Below are 16086 nucleotides of genomic sequence, written 5' to 3' on the forward strand. Positions count from 1 at the left end.
GCAACCAGCGTGATGGCCACAATCACCAGGGCATAGAAGATCAATTGATACGTGAAGTGGAAAGCCATACGTTGTTGGATCTTCATCGGTCCTGCGACTCCTTTACCAGCTTGTAGCCAAGCCCGCGTATGGTAAGCAGCAGCTTCGGATTGCCGGGATCAATCTCGATCCGTTCCCTTATGCGCCGGATATGCACCATCACGGTCGAGTCATCGCCCTGTCCATTGATCCCCCAAACCTTGTCGTAGAGCTGTGTTTTGGAAAATACGACCCCGGGAAACTTGCAGAAGTGCAGCAGTAGCTGGAACACCTGCGCGGGGCAAGAAACTGACTGTCCCTCCACGATCAGCTCGCCCTCCGCCTCGTTGACGGTGAAGCGGCTATACCGATAAACCCCCGAATTAGGTCGGTTTACCGAACTAGCTGTGGGAGCTAGCGGCTCCAGACGGCGTAAGCGCGCCTGAATTCTTGCGGCAACCTCCAGGGGATTGAAGGGCTTCGTAATATAATCGTCCCCGCCCATGGCGAAGCCTCGCAGGACATCGAGATCGGATGCTTTAGCAGTTAAAAACAAAATATGCGGATTCCCGTATTCGCGAAGCTTGGAGCAAAGCTCTAATCCGCTGCCGTCCGGGAGCATAATGTCGAGCAGAATGATATCGGGTACTATGCGCACCGCCAAGTCGAGTGCTTCGGCGCAGGTGGAGGCAGCGTATAGCTGTTGAAAGCCCTCTCTGCGAAGCACCATTTGTAGCATCGTGACAATCGAAGGCTCGTCGTCGACGATCAAGATTTTTATATCGAATAGATTTGTCATCATTTTCACCCATTTCAATAGTAGCATACTCACATTAACAGAACCTAAACGGCATGAGCTAAATTAAGCTACTGTTCATCGATTCGTTTAGGCTCCGTTTCAATGGCGCTGGTAGCATTGGAAATAAGCATCCTATTCTAACACCCAGGAGGAGTGGGTTATGAGCAGATCGTCCCTAGTAGAAGGTTCACGATTCTAAAGGCAATGGATGATAGATTACCCATTCAAATGATTAGCAATGAAAACAGATGAAAACAAGAGTGGAAGGGGAAAGATTTAAGATGAAATGGTTTTTACAAGGAGTATTCCGCAACAAAGCAGCCATCTCGATTCTCGTGGTGATGGTTCTCGGCCTCGGCATCTTTAGCTATTTTAAGCTTCCTATGGAATTTATGCCGGAGATGGAAAACCCACAGGTAACGGTCAGCGTGGCCGGTCCGGGATACGACGCTACTACGATGGAGCGCCAGGTGACGAACCCGCTGGAGCACGCGTTAGCGGCTATTAAGGGTAAAACTGATACGTTCTCAACTTCGGGAGACGGCTTCTCCCAGGTCAACCTAATTTTCGGTTCAAAAACGAATATGAAGCAAGCAAAAGCGGATGTCGAGCGGGCGGTGAACGCGGTGCAACTGCCGGAGCGCATGTCGCCTCCGTACGTCGTTCAATTCAATACGTCGATGATTCCGATCTCGTTCGTCTCGCTCACGTTCGCCGATGGGACGAGCGAAGCGCAGAAGGAGAAGCTGGAACAGCAGGTTGTAGATGCCTTCCGTGCAATCGACGGAGCCGGTGAGGTTCAGCTGTCCGGCAAGTCGCTGCCTGGCGTCGGTGTTTTTCCGGACACGGACGAGCTGGCGGCCAAAGGAATCCCGATCCAGGCCCTTTACGGTGTGCTGCAGGGCCGCATCACCTCATCTTCCGTTGGCCAGACGTCGCTGGAAGGGCAGGTCGTCAACTTGAACGTTGCATCCAACCTTCAGGACATCGAGACGCTGAAGAAGCTGCCGATCGCAGGAGGAGTTGCTCTGGGTGATGTTGCCGACGTCAGGCTGCTTGAGGACAAGGAGAGCATTAGCCGACTCAACGGCAAGGACTCGCTAATGATCGTCATATCCAAAGCGGCCAGCGCCAATGCGGTAAACGTGGGCAAAGGCGTGGAGAAGACGATCAAGGAGATCAACGAGGAAAAGAATGGCGCTGAACTGAAGCTGATGATGAGCACGTCCGAACAGGTCGTCAATTCCGTCAATAGCATGATGAAGGAAGTGCTCATGGGCGCTTTGTTCGCTACAATCGTTATCCTCCTGTTCATGCGTAACATCCGGGCAACGCTCGTCACGATCGTGTCTATCCCGCTGTCGCTAGCAATGACGCTGTACCTGCTCGATCTGTCGAATATCACTCTCAACATTTTGACGTTGGGTGGTGTCGCTGTTGCGGTCGGACGACTCGTGGACGACAGCATCGTTGTTATCGAGAACATTTTCCGCCGGCTGCAAAAGGAATCGTTCTCCACTTCGGTAGTCATCGACGCCACCAAGGAAGTTTCAGGGGCGATCACTGCTTCAACATTGACGACGGTCGCCGTGTTCCTACCGATGGGGCTCTTGCAGGGCTCAATGCAGGCGTTCCTGCTACCGTTCGCTTTAACTGTCGCGTACTCGCTTCTGTCGTCTTTGGTCGTTGCGTTGACCGTCATTCCGCTCATGAGCGCCGGGGTGCTTCGCAACTTGTCAATCAAGGAGCACAAGCCATCCAAGGGGTTTACCACGTTCCTGCATTGGAATTTGCGGCATAAGTGGCTTCCGATCTTAATCGCGTTCGTGCTGCTGATCGGCTCGGTGAGTGTCTACTTTAGCTTACCGAAGGGCGCAATCGATTCTTCCGACGCCACTAATCTGAACGTGACGCTCGAATACAAGCTCGATACTCCGACAGACCAAGTTTTCGAAAACGGCAAAAAGCTCGAGGAGTTCCTGATGAAGCAGGAAGGTCAGGAATGGGTCAGCATGAGCATGGGCAACAGCGCCGAGGCTGCCAAGTACGGAAGCTTCCAATCGCCTACGCTCGTAACGTACATGTTTCAGATGAAGAAAGACGCGAACGCCGATAAGATCATCGAAGACATTAAGGCGGAGCGCTCGAACTATCCAGGAGCGCAGCTGAACGCCAGCGCCGGTTCGCTGTTCGGTGCCGGGGGAGGCACGAATGTGTTCGTCGACGTATCCGGAGACGATCCAGCCCTGCTAATGAAAACGGCCGACGAGATCATCGCCAAGATCAAGCCGATCAAGGACGTGCTCAAGGTCGAAACGAACCAGGAAGAGAAGAAGACAGTGTACACATTGCAAGTGAACCCGACCGAAGCCAAAGCCGGAGACATCGCATCCCAGCTTCAGGGTGTGCTCAATCCGGTGCCGATAGGCACGGTGTTGTCCGAAGGCAGCATGCTAAACGTCTTCGTTCAGCCGGTGCTCGCTCCGAAGTCCGAGCGAGATCTGAACGACCTGACCGTTCTGACAGACGACGGTCCTAAACCAGTATCCAGTGTAGCTAAGTGGATCAAGGAAGAAAAACCGACGAAGTTCTACCATAAAGGCGGGAAAAGCTACATTCGTGTAACGGCGACGGTCGATCCGAGCCAGCTGTCCGTTGTCGGCGGTGAAATATCGCTAGCGATGAAAGACGTTGAGCCGCCGAAAGACGTCAAAATTTACATGGGCGGCGCTTCCGCCGATCAGTCCGCCGACTTCTCCAGCATGTTCTTCATGATGCTCGTCTCCATCGGCATCGTGTACCTGATTCTGGTCGTCACGTTCAAGACGTTACGGGCGCCGATCGCCATTCTCTCTTCGATCTTGTTCGTACCGATCGGAGCGGTGCTCGGACTGATCGTAACTGGAGTGACTCCGGGTTTCACCGCCATCTTTGGAGTCGTCATGCTCATCGGAATCGTCGTCACGAACGCGATCGTGCTAATCGCCCGCGTGAAGCAAAACGAAGAGACAATGACGATTCGCGAAGCGATACTCGAGGCGGCGGGGACGCGTATGCGTCCGATTCTAATGACGGCGATCGCTACTGTTGGCGCCATGCTGCCACTAGTGTTCGGATCATCCGAAAGCGGCAGTATTGTCTCGGAGAGCCTTGCTATCGTCGTCATCGGCGGACTCATCGTCGCCACGCTGCTCACGCTCGTTATCGTACCTTGTATTTACGAGCTTCTGTTCTTCCGCAAGTCCCGTCGCCAGCGTGCGGCGGCCCGTAAGTGACCACAGTTTGAAATGGAATGCTCTAATTAAATGACTACAACAAAAAAGCTGCTAGGTTAATAACCTCGTAGCTTTTTTGCACTTCCACCGAAGCACCCTCACATCAACAATGCTCACATTAACAGAACCTAAACGGTGGGAACAAACTTAAACTGTTGTTCATCAATTCGTTCAGGCTCCGTTTCAGTGACGCTGGTAGGATAGTAATAAGGGTTCGATGCGAGGGTTCAGAACATTAAACAACCAATTATTTTTAAGGAGGAAGACAGATGATTATTACAACAACCGCAATCGTTGAAGGTTCTCCAGTCAGGCAGTATATCGGCGTTGCAACTGGTGAAGTCATCATGGCTACTAATGTAGGAAGAGACCTTCTTGCTTCATTTAGAGATCTTGTTGGTGGACGTTCGAAAGCCTATGAAACCAAGCTAAGGGAAGCAAGAGAGGCAGCCCTTAAAGAAATGACAGAGGATGCTTCGCAGATGGGCGCCAATGCCGTTATCGGTGTTGATTTTAATTACGAGGTTGTCCGTAGTGGCATGCTGATGGTCGCTGTCAGCGGTACGGCAGTCATTATCTAAGTAGCCTCTGTTGTTGACCAATACAATAAAATTTGGTGATGCGATGTACATTGCTCCAGAGGACAGAATTACTCTTTGGTAAAAAACTATAGTAAAAAAGCTGTTGGGTTATTAACCTGGCAGCTTTTTGGCTGTAGTATGCCTCCCGGCGTTGAGTTGATCGCCCACAGATAGCAACCGATTTCACGTAGCCGATGATTCAAGCTTCTTCGATAAGTTGAGAGCCAATCCTCTCAAATGTCGGCATAAACCTCGCAATAACAATTAAAACAACGATAAAACAAATATTTTACGTGTATTTAACCTTCTTTTCACATTAACATTCTATACTAAACTTGTACTTAGAGTTGTAGATAATGGTGACTGGAGGCTACAGTTAAAATGAATACGTACAGTAAGGAACAAGGCGACGTCAACGCGACGGAATTGCGCAGGAAGTATACGGACAGGAATCTATCGGCCGCTGCCAAAGCGTTGGCGGATGAGGATGCCGCTTATTTTATTCACCAAAGCTTGTCGACGCCTGTATTAAATGTACTCTCTAGAGCGGAAGGCATCTACATCTATGATCTGGACGACAAGGCTTATATTGATATGCACGGCAACGGTGTTCACGCAGCGGGGTTTAACAACGATACGATCATCGAAGCCGCGATTGCGGCGCTTCGCGATAAGAACACTTTTACTCCACGACGTTATACGAACAGGCATGCTGTAGCATTGGCCAAGAAACTCGTGGAAATTACGCCGGCAGGTCTCGACCGCGTATTGTTCGCTCCGGGCGGTTCGGAAGCGATTGAGATGGCGGTCATGCTGGCCAAGCAAGTGACGGGGAAATGGAAGACGATCTCCTTCTGGGATTCCTACCACGGCAACGGGTTTCAGGCTTCGAGCATTGGAGGCGAGGAGCTGTTTAAGGGCGGTAACGGTCCGATGATGCCGGGTGCGCTACATGTCGAATTCCCGAATTATTATCGCAATCCGTGGGGTTTTACGACCCAGGAAGCGGTGGACGATGAGATCATCAGACAGATGAGCATTTTGTTCGAAAAAGAAGGTGATATCGCTTGCGTTATTGGGGAGCCGGTGTCCGCGACGCCGATTGTTCCAAGTCCAACATTTTGGGTGCGGGTCAAGGCCTTATGTGAGAAGCACGGCGCGTTGCTCATTTTCGACGAAATTATCGAAGGCTTCGGGCGGACGGGGCGTATGTTCGCTTGTGAGCATTTTGTAACCCCGGATATTCTCGTGTTGGGCAAATCACTGGGCGGAGGACTGCTTCCGTTTGCGGGAATCGTGGCGAATGAGCGGTTTAACGTGCTTCAGCATCGTTCCATCGGACATTTTACGCATGAGAAAAATGGTTTATGCAGCGCCGTCGGGCTTGCGATGATTACCTACTTGCAGGAGCACGAGTTAGTGCGGCAAGCTGACGAGGTAGGAACGCTCGCCCTGCAATGGCTGGAAGCAATGAAAGAACGCCGACCTTCTGTTGGACATATTTACGGAAAGGGTTTACACATCGGCATTGAGCTTGTTATCGATAAGAAAGATAAACATAAAGCGATCGCCGATGCCGAAATGGTCATGTACAAGGCGATGGAGAGGGGAATCGCTTTTAAGATCATTGAAGGCAATTTCATTACGTTGCGACCTTCCCTACTGATTCAATGGGACGAAATGAAATTGGCGCTGGAACAGATCGAAGCGTGCATTCAAGAGGTGGAAGAAGGCTTATACTACGACTAATATGCTGACTGTTCTCCCTGGTATTTTGCGATGCATCTCGTAGCTTCAACTGCTGTACACTCTCAAACGTGTATGGCAGTTTTTTGTTTTGCTGCGGCCGGAGAGAGTTAGGCTGCGAGATTCGAATTTGACTAGCCAAGTTCTATCGTCGCAAAATGCAGCTATGGTGGGCCGAACCGCCGGCAACCTCGCTCTCAAAGTCGCAAAATGCAACGATGACGGGGCGAACCCCGGCAATTCCGCTCTCAAAGTCGCAAAATGCAACGATGGTGGACCGAATTCCAGTAACCTCGCTCTTAAAGTAGCAAAATGCAACGATGGCGGGTCGAAGCGTGCTAACTCGGCTCTCAAAGTAGCAAAATGCAACGATGATGGGCCGAATTCCAGTAACCTCACTCTCAAAGTAGCAAAATGCAACGATGGTGGGCAGAACCGCGCCAACCCCGCTCTCAAAGTCGCAAAATGCAACGATGGAGGGCCGAATCCCAGTAACCCCGCTCTCAAAGTAGCAAAATGCAACGATGGTGGACCGAATTCCAGTAACCCCGCTCTCAAAGTAGCAAAATGCAACGATGGTGGTCCGAATCCGAGTAACCTCGCTCTTAAAGTCGCAAAATGCAACGATGGTGGGGCGAACTGCGACAACTCGGCTCTCAAAGTCGCAAAATGCGACGATGGCGGGTCGAACCGCGCCAACCCCGCCCCACTGCCAACCCGGCTCGTTTATTTTCTCAAGTGTGGCCCCGTTCGGAATTGGCGGGGGCTTACACCGTAATAAGCGCCGAAATGGCGAGAGAACGGGTGAATGGAAGGATAGCCGAGTTTGTCGGCGATTGCGGTAACGCTGAGATCGCTCTCTTGGAGCAGTTGGGTTGCGCGACGCATTAGTTGTTTCAGCTGGTATGATTTGGGGGTCAGGCCAGTTTCCCGAAGGAACAGCTCATGGAAGTACGTTCGCTTGAGTCCGCACGACTTCCACCAGTCGGATACGGGTTCCCTTAGCTCCGGCCGAGCATCCAATTTCGCAAGGAGGCGAACGATCCGATAATCGCTCGGTTGCTTCGTATGAACAGCGTTATACCATGCCAGCAACCACGAGGTGAACAGGCTGTTGACCGTCTCTTGCCTGTAATAGGTAAGTTCCTCGAATAGCTTGGCCATCGTCTGGAACATATCGAATAGATGAGGGTACGCCTGCAAAGAGAAGATACCGGGGAGCCCGTCCAATTCTTCGCAAGGAGGCGTAGCCGTTCCGGTGCTCGGCTCGTATGGTTCGGGATAACGGTAGAAAAAACGATTAAGCGAACGCGGATGATCTTTTTCCCAGAGATCGAAATAAAGATTGTAGGAAGAAAGCGGCTGGCTCGGAGACATATGGAACGCATGGGGCTGACCGGGACGTAAGAAGACGAGTGTCCGCTTGACGATCGGATATTTCTTGCCATCGACTTCCATTTCCCCTGGTCCTTCCGGAAAAAGATGAATCGCATACACGTTGCAAGTACGAAGTCCTTCGTTCGAACTACCGTCGTATACGTAAGGCATATACTCTCCGACAAAAGGCGTTATGTCAGTTAGCTTCATCTGCGATATTCCCTCCCATGTATGAATACAAATCTAGAGTTAGATTACCGGATGATTCGACAAATAAATGGATGCGTTATCAAATACGCCATCTCTTATGAATGATACGATAAAAGAAAGAAATCCGAAATCGTAAATCGAAAAATTACGGATGAAATCTGCAATCTGTAAAGAGGTTAGTGTTAAATAAGTCCGCATTGCCTGAAATACGGGCGCATCCATAGAAATTTTTGCCGCGCTATTTTGAGGAGTACCGGATTTGCTAGTTAAAGGTAGTTAGAGATAGTTAGAGGCAATTAGAGCTAGTCAAAGCCAGAAAGGGGCACCTAATAGTAATGAACGCGAACAACGAGACAAGCAAAATGAGCAATACAAGCCAGATAAGCCAGATAAGCAAAACGACCAAGCTGAGCTTATGGTACGACCGACCCGCTGAGGCTTGGACGCAAGGATTGCCGATCGGTAACGGAAGTCTCGGCGCGGTAATTAGCGGAGGCGGCGCACAGGAAACGTGGCACATGACCGAGTCGACTTATTGGTCCGGCAAAGCTGAGCGTACACCTAGCAAGTCACAGGGAAAAGCGGACCTGGAACGGATGAGGCAGCTATTTTTCGACGGTGATTACGAGAACGGGGAGCGTTTGGTTGGGGAACTGTTGCAGCCGGAAAAGGGGAATTTCGGCACTAACGTGGCATTATGCGATGTTAAGCTCCTATTCGGACACCAAGAACGCCGATTTATCAGGGAACTGAATCTGGAAGAGGCTATCGTATCCGTTTCTTATGAGTCAGAAGGCGTTAATTACACCAGAGAGACATTCGCATCGCATGCGGACGGCATCGTAGCATCTAACATACTTAGCGATCGGGCGGGTGAGCTTTCGTTTACGCTAGAGCTCGAGGGCAGATCGGATACGTTTTCCGTCTCGGAAGGCAAGAACGGCGATTCTCTCGTATTCAGCGGTGTCGCAACGGAAAGCGTGCATAGTGATGGTCAATGCGGAGCGAAAGGACTCGGAGTCGTGAAGGTTGCCGTTAACCGCGGCGGAACGATCAGCGTTGCGAACGGAACGCTATCTGTCTCGCAAGCGGACGAGGCGCTCATCATCTTCGCAGCTTCGACGGACTACGATCGAAGCGACGACAGATGGATGGAGGAGCCTGAGTCAAGAGCGGAGCAGGCGATTGCCAAGGGCTTCGAGCGTCTGAAAGAAGCGCACGTAGCAGACTACCGCGCGCTGTTCGCCCGCGTGGAGGTCGAACTAGGCACATCCGACGCTAGCAATGCTGAACTCACATTCCTTCCGACGGACAAACGGATTGCACGCTTGCGCCAAAGCCAAGAGGATGACCCGGCGCTTTATGCGCTATTCTACCAATACGGTAGATACTTGACGATTGCCGGCTCACGCGAAGATTCGAGATTGCCGATGCATCTGCAGGGCATCTGGAACGACGGCGAAGCATGCCGCATGGCATGGAGCTGCGATTACCATCTGGACGTCAACACCCAGATGAACTATTATCCCGCTGAGACGGGTAACCTGGCTGAATGCCATCTTCCACTGATGCGTTTCATCGAGAAGCTGTCAGTCGCGGGTAGAGAAGCAGCGCAAGATTTCTACGGATGCGAAGGCTGGGTTGCCCACGTATTCACGAACGCTTGGGGCTTTTCGGCGCCGGGCTGGCACTTCTCTTGGGGACTTAACGTGACCGGTGGATTATGGCTGGCTGCGCAGCTGCAAGAGCATTACGAATTCGGCGGGAACGGCGAAGCGGAAGCTTTCCTAAAAGAAACAGCGTATCCTGTCCTGAGAAGCGCGGCGGAATTTTACCTCGATTACATGACGATCCATCCGTCCAATGGCAAGCTCGTTACCGGTCCCGCCAACTCGCCGGAGAACAGCTTTTTTCCGAACGAGGCAGGACAAAATTCCCATGCGTTATCTATGGGACCCGTTATGGACACGATGCTCGTCCGCGAGCTATTCTCTTTCGTCGCCCGATCGTCGCAGAAGCTCGGAATCGACGATGTTTTCCGCGAGAAGCTGGAGGAAGCTTTGGCGCTGCTGCCATCACTCTCGGTTGGACGCGCCGGTCAGCTGCAGGAGTGGCTGGAAGATTACGGCGAAGCGCAACCCGATCATCGGCATCTGTCCCACCTGTACGGACTGTATCCCGGTAACGAAATTACACTTGATCGCACTCCGGAGCTCGCGGATGCTGCGAGGGTAACTCTCGATAACCGGCAACGCGGCTCGAATCTGGAAGACGTGGAATTCACGCTCGCTCTATTCGCCGCGGGAATGGCGAGACTACGCGACGGAGACAAGGCACGCGAGCACTTGGGTTACTTGATCGGCGAGCTCTGCTTCGATAATCTGCTAACGTTCTCCAAACCCGGCATCGCTGGGGCGGAAGCGTACATCTTCGTTGCGGATGGTAACTTTGGAGGAGCGGCGGCGTTCGCGGAAATGCTGCTACAGAGCCATGCCGGCGAAATTCATGTGCTTCCTGCTCTCCCGGCTAGCTGGTCGGAAGGCAGATTTTCTGGTTTGCGCGCAAGAGGCGGTGCCGAAGTCGAGGCAGTTTGGGAAAACGGACGATTGGCTAAAGTCACGATTAAGGCGTCTGCCCCGGTTAATACGAATCTCCGTTACGAAGAACAGTATGTTCTCTTGCAGCTGGAGCCGGGACAATCGGTTTCCTTCGACGGAAGCTTGAGTGAAATCGCGCAGCGAAGCCTATAAACATACGAATGTAACTTTAAGCGACTGCGAGGAAATTCTCGTGGTTGCTTTTCCTTTATCAGATAGACGTGCGGGAAAGCGGTTTTTGTAAGATAATAGGAATAACATCATTGGAAGCGCTAACACTAAATTTCGGGAGGGGGTCTCGAATGAAGAAGTTTTCCAGCGTGTTTAGAAGCTTTCTAATTTCTTATATCGTTATCTTGATCATTCCAAGCATTGCCGGATTTATGTCCTACCGCACTTCCATATCAGTCACCCAGAAGGTATCGATCGAGAACGGTGTCACGCAGCTCCAGAAAAGCAAAGAGATATTGGAGCGGCGGATGGCGGAGGTCGAAGGATTTACGAGGCAGCTCGCTATCAATCCAGATTTGAACGTATTGATGAACGAGAAAAGCTCGGGAGATCAGGCTAACGTGTACGGTATATGGAAAATGCTTCGCAGCGTATTGACGTTCGGCCAGACCAACGATTTTCTCCAGCAGTTTTACATTTATCTGGGGAACTATAACGTCATCTTGACTCCGGGCTCGGCTTATTTCCGTCCCGAGCATTTTTATGACAACTTCCGTTATGAGGACGCCACGCTTTCGGAGTGGAAACAGGCTGTTCTCGGAAAAACTCACCGCAGCGAGATCATGCCTCTTCGCCCGTTCGTCAATAAAGGGACGGCGACTTCGGTCGTGACTTATCTGCAATCGTTTCCGCTAGATAGCTTCAGCGGTTCTTCACCCGCGGTTGCTGTCGTCATTATCGACGAGAAGACGATTGCCAACCTGATGACCGGCATTACCGACCGTTACGGCGGTTGGTCGTTGATCAGCGACGCTGAGGGCCGGACGATCGCTTCCCAGGGAACAGACATGCCGGACATGGCGAAGCTAGCGGAAGACAAGCACTTCGACAAGGACAAGACAAGCCAATTTTACGACGACGACCTCGTCATTACGATCCGTTCCGACACGAACGGCTGGGTTTATCAGGCGGGAATTCCCCGGCAAGTGCTTCTAGAGAACGCGAACCAGATCAAGTTCATGACTTGGACGGTAACTGGAATCGCGCTCGCGGTCGGACTTCTCGTCGGACTCGTGCTCGCTTATCGCAATAGTGCGCCTATCAATCGACTCGTGTCCGTCGTGAAAGAGCAGTTCGGGAAGGAAGAATCGGAAACGGCGAGCCGAAACGATTATGATTTTCTACACGGGAATATCGCGGAGATGATCCGTAACAGCAACCGGTTGGAGTCCGAGCTTCTCCGTCAGGTTCCGCTTGTTCGGGATGCTTTCCTGAAAAGGCTCATTTCCGGTGAGCTGCAGTCGCGGGAAGAAATATTCGCCGCCGCGGCGCAAGCGAACACTGGAATCTACGGTCATTCCGGCTACGTATGTATCGTTCAGATTCAAGGTTATACAGGCATGGACAGCGTCGAGATCCTAAACGAACTGAATGCGGCCCGACTGATTCTGAAGCAAACGCTGCTCGATCTTGCTGGATTTACGCTGGCGACCGACTGGGGCTCTGATCGCGTCGTTATCGTTTTCGCCTCGCGTGAGGCAGAGACGGGAACCGAGTTCGGCAGAACCGAGATCGCCGCCTTGTTGGACCAATTATCTCGTAAAGCGTTCGACGATTATAAAATCACGTTCACTGTCGCGCTCGGCGATCAGTTCGCTGCGGAGACCGAGGTCAATGTTTCCTATGAGCAGGCGAAACAAGCGATCGAGCACGCGCTACATTCGAACCGGAAAGGTATCGTCTGGTACGACGAAACCCGAATGGAAAGCGCCACTTATTATTATCCGCTCGACATGGAGCTGCGCTTGATTGGGACGATCAGGGCAGGAGAAGCCGAGGAAGCGAGGCGAATTGTCCAGTCGGTCGTATCATTGAACACAGAGCAAAGAGAATTGTCCGTCGAGATGTGGCACCAGTTAGTCGGCGAGCTCAAGGGAACGTTGCTTAAGCTGCTCGACCAGAAGATGTTTATCGAATCTGGCGTGTTCGAATCACTTAAGGATCGGATCATTTCGATACAGGCCGCAGACAGACGCGCGATCCAATCGGAGATTGAAGAAATCGCCAACGCGATGTGCGACGTCGTGGTCAGTCGGAAGAACGATAGTCATACGAGAACTGTGGAACAGATCAAAGCTTACGTCGGTGACCATTATTCGGATTCAGAACTGACGCTTTACCGGATTGCGGAGCAGGTGGAACGGCCGGAGAAATACATTTCTCAGCTGTTCAAGGACGTGACGGGATCGAATCTGTCCGATTATTTGGAAACCGTTCGGATGGACTGTGCGGTCAAGCTGCTGCTCGAAAACCGGTATACGGTGGACGAAATCTCGTCCCGCGTCGGCTATAACAGCTCGCATTCGTTCCGTCGCGCATTCAAGAGGGTAACGGGCATATCACCGAGCTCATATCGGCAGTCCGCGGAAGGGTGAAAGGAGGAAACACTTTGAAGAAGCTCCTCAGGTCAGGGTTCGTCGTTATTATGTTCATCGCGTTGTCCACGACCTTATTCGCATGTGATCGTTCCCAACCGGCGGAGGAGGTTACGAAGCCGATTCCAATTAGCATTTTCGCACAGCAGGAAGCGACTTACGATCTAAAGACGAATGAATTTTCCCGTTTGGTCGAAAAGAAGTTCGGCATCGCGTTCGACTGGAAGACGGTTCCTTACGAGGGAGCCAAGGAGAAAAGACAAATTTCGTTAGCGAGCGGCAACTATCTCGATGCCTATCTGCTTACGAGCTATATCGACCAATTCTCGCAAGCGGACGTCATCCGGTACGGGAAGCAAGGGATCTTCTATCCGCTCAACGATTTGATCGACCGCTATGCTCCGCATATTAAGGAAGCGTTCGCCAACGATCCCGGACTTAAGGCGCTCAACACGGCGCCAGACGGTAATATTTACGGCCTCGCCGCGTTTAGCGATTGTTTTCATTGCTCTTATCCGAACAAGCTATGGCTGAATTCCAAGTGGCTAAAGAAGCTGAAATTGAGCATGCCGCAAACGACGGAACAGCTGCGAACCGTTCTTCGCGCCTTCAAGAACGGCGATCCGAACGGGAACGGTCTCTCCGATGAGATCCCGCTAAGCGGCTCGACTGAAGATTTCGGCGTCCGTATTTTGCCTTATCTCATGAATGGTTTTGTCTACGACGACGATCGGACCTATTTATCGGTGAAGGATGGCAAAGTAGGTCTAGTCGCCGATAGTCAAGAGTGGAAAGAAGGGCTTGCTTACGTCAAGTCCTTATACGCAGAAGGTTTGATTGATCCGGGGGCGTTTACGCAAAGCGCGGATGCTTTTAAGCAGCTTGGCGAGAATGAAGGCGCGCAAATTCTCGGGGCGGGCACGGCGATGCATCCCGATATATTCGTGGATACAGGACCGGACAACCGAAGAGGTAGCGATTACGATCCGGTGCCTCCTTTGCAAGGCCCGTATGCCTCCTACTCGGTATTTTATGAAGCCGGTACGAAGCCCGGAGCGAAGTTTGTTATTACGGACAAAGCAAGTCCCGAAGCGCGCATCGCTCTAATCCGCATGGTGGATTATCTTTATACGCCGATTGGGCAAGCCAACGCCGAAGTCGGCAAAGAAGGCATTGATTGGCGAAAGCCCGTCAAAGGAGAAAAGGCGCTTGGCCCGGGAAGCGTGGCGGAATTCACGAGAATTCCGGTCAAGGAAGGCGAGCCTGCACGTAACTCGGGTTGGGGAGGGATGGGGCACTTCTATATGCCTAAAGCTTATCGAGATAGCTGGGTTCAGGACATGAATATTTACTCGCCGGACGGTTACGAACGGAGATTGTACGAGGCAACTAAGTTATACGAAGGGCATGAACCGACCGAGCTATATCCGACATGGCAAGTCTGGATAGAGCCCGGGGTTGCGGACGAGGTGAGTATACTGCAGGCGAACGTCAAAAATGAAATTGACCAGAGCGCATTGCAGTTTATTACGGGAGAGAAGGACTTGAATAAAGATTGGGGAGATTACGTCCAACGATTGCAAACGCTCGGAACCGACCGTTACGTCAAAATTATGCAGCAGGCCTACGATACCTGGTCGCGCGAGAACAAACCAATAAAATGACCCGAACCGATCGCGAGCTTTCCGCGGTCGGTTTTTTTCTATTTTTCCGCCCCCAAATAAGAGCGTTTTCACCAATCGAAAGCCCATCTGAGTATAGTCATGTCAACGTACCCTCATATCGCGGAAAAATGTCCTCCGGAAGTAGAAATGTCCCCCGTAAATCGGGGATTCTGTACGCTAAAAGACGCAATTGTACCTACCTCAGAGACCGGAAAATCACCTATGATCGGTCATATAGAAAGCGCTGTCATTCATCAAGGCACGTTTCAAAAGGGGGGGATCGATATGGAAGCTACAGGCAAACGTCTTAGTACAAGAAAGAGTATCGCAAGGCATTGGCAATTGTATCTCGTCATCGCACCGCCGCTGTTGTTCTTCTTAATTTTCAAATATTACCCGATGCTCAACGCAGTGCTAGCCTTCAAAGATTATTACGTTACGAAGGGGATTTGGGGTAGTCCGTGGGTCGGATTCAAGAACTTTGAATTGTTCTTCGAAAATCCGATGTTCTGGTCGCTCGTGAAAAATACGCTTCTAATTAGCTTTTACTTGCTGCTCGCAGGATTCCCGATACCGATATTGTTGGCCCTCATGCTGAACGAGGTACGCAATCGCAAGTTCAAGAGATTCATGCAGCTTGTGACCTTCGCGCCGTATTTTATATCCACAGTCGTCATGGTATCGATCATTATGCTGTTCTTAGCTCCGCGACTTGGTTTCGTTAATGTATTCATGAACCATTTGGGCATGGATTCGATCAACTTTCTCGGCAAGCCGGGCATGTTCTCTTCTATTTACGTGTGGTCCGATATTTGGCAAACGGCTGGCTACTCCGCGGTCATCTATCTAGCGGCGTTATCGGCGGTTGATCCGACGCTGTACGAAGCAGCTAAAGTCGATGGGGCGTCCCGTTTCCAGAAAATATGGAACGTCGATCTGCCGGGGATTTTGCCAACGATTACGATTATTTTGATTCTGAACGTGGGCAGCGTCATGGCGATCGGATTCGAGAAAATCTATTTGCTACAGAACAACCTCAACATCGCGAATTCGGAGATCATCGCCACATATGTGTATCGGGTCGGATTGTTGAATGCCAACTATAGCTTTGCGACGGCGGTTGGACTGTTCAATTCCGTCATCAATCTCGTTCTATTATTCTCGATTAATGCTTTGGCACGACGGTTCTCCAAATCCAGCATCTGGTGACGAA

General features: G+C 51.3%; 10 protein-coding genes. 7 read left to right on the forward strand and 3 right to left on the reverse strand.

Features of this window, described 5'->3' with window-relative positions:
- Positions 1-82: 82 nt before the first annotated feature.
- Positions 83-817 (reverse strand): response regulator transcription factor, encoded by a 735-nt coding sequence (locus KCTCHS21_RS10085; protein WP_130616438.1) that lies wholly within the window; start codon positions 815-817, stop codon positions 83-85.
- A 281-nt stretch (positions 818-1098) separates the two neighbouring features.
- On the opposite strand from KCTCHS21_RS10085, the gene KCTCHS21_RS10090 reads away from it, so the two are divergent.
- The 3 genes from KCTCHS21_RS10090 (at position 1099) to pbfA (ending at position 6422) form a co-directional block, all read left to right on the forward strand.
- Entirely contained in the window at positions 1099-4092 is a 2994-nt protein-coding gene (locus KCTCHS21_RS10090) for an efflux RND transporter permease subunit (protein WP_130607338.1), read from the forward strand.
- 269 nt (positions 4093-4361) lie between these two features.
- Positions 4362-4673: a YbjQ family protein gene (locus tag KCTCHS21_RS10095; protein ID WP_130607339.1), complete on the forward strand. Its 312-nt coding sequence runs from the start codon at positions 4362-4364 to the stop codon at positions 4671-4673.
- 381 nt (positions 4674-5054) lie between these two features.
- Positions 5055-6422 (forward strand): (R)-1-hydroxy-2-aminoethylphosphonate ammonia-lyase, encoded by a 1368-nt coding sequence (pbfA, locus tag KCTCHS21_RS10100; protein WP_130607341.1) that lies wholly within the window; start codon positions 5055-5057, stop codon positions 6420-6422.
- Between the two features lie 723 nt (positions 6423-7145).
- Here the strand turns inward: pbfA and KCTCHS21_RS10105 are convergent.
- Positions 7146-8006 carry a helix-turn-helix transcriptional regulator gene (locus tag KCTCHS21_RS10105; RefSeq protein ID WP_130607343.1) on the reverse strand — a complete coding sequence of 287 codons (861 nt, stop codon included), beginning with the start codon at positions 8004-8006 and terminating at the stop codon, positions 7146-7148.
- A 39-nt stretch (positions 8007-8045) separates the two neighbouring features.
- Entirely contained in the window at positions 8046-8204 is a 159-nt protein-coding gene (locus KCTCHS21_RS31105; protein WP_162309302.1) for a hypothetical protein, read from the reverse strand.
- A gap of 137 nt (positions 8205-8341) precedes the next feature.
- On the opposite strand from KCTCHS21_RS31105, the gene KCTCHS21_RS10110 reads away from it, so the two are divergent.
- The 4 genes from KCTCHS21_RS10110 to KCTCHS21_RS10125 all read left to right on the forward strand — a co-directional run bounded on the left by KCTCHS21_RS10110 (position 8342) and on the right by KCTCHS21_RS10125 (position 16082).
- On the forward strand, positions 8342-10756 hold the full coding sequence (locus tag KCTCHS21_RS10110) for a glycoside hydrolase family 95 protein (RefSeq protein ID WP_232058146.1): 2415 nt from the start codon (positions 8342-8344) through the stop codon (positions 10754-10756).
- A gap of 149 nt (positions 10757-10905) precedes the next feature.
- On the forward strand, positions 10906-13209 hold the full coding sequence (locus tag KCTCHS21_RS10115) for a helix-turn-helix domain-containing protein (RefSeq protein ID WP_130607345.1): 2304 nt from the start codon (positions 10906-10908) through the stop codon (positions 13207-13209).
- Positions 13210-13223: 14 nt separating this feature from the next.
- The gene (locus KCTCHS21_RS10120) at positions 13224-14873 is read left to right on the forward strand and encodes an extracellular solute-binding protein (protein ID WP_232058147.1); all 1650 of its coding nucleotides are present in this window, start codon (positions 13224-13226) and stop codon (positions 14871-14873) included.
- Between the two features lie 285 nt (positions 14874-15158).
- Entirely contained in the window at positions 15159-16082 is a 924-nt protein-coding gene (locus KCTCHS21_RS10125; RefSeq protein ID WP_130616441.1) for an ABC transporter permease, read from the forward strand.
- Positions 16083-16086: the final 4 nt, after the last annotated feature.

Source organism: Cohnella abietis, from assembly GCF_004295585.1.
In the GTDB taxonomy this organism is placed as follows: Bacteria; Bacillota; Bacilli; order Paenibacillales; family Paenibacillaceae; genus Cohnella; species Cohnella abietis.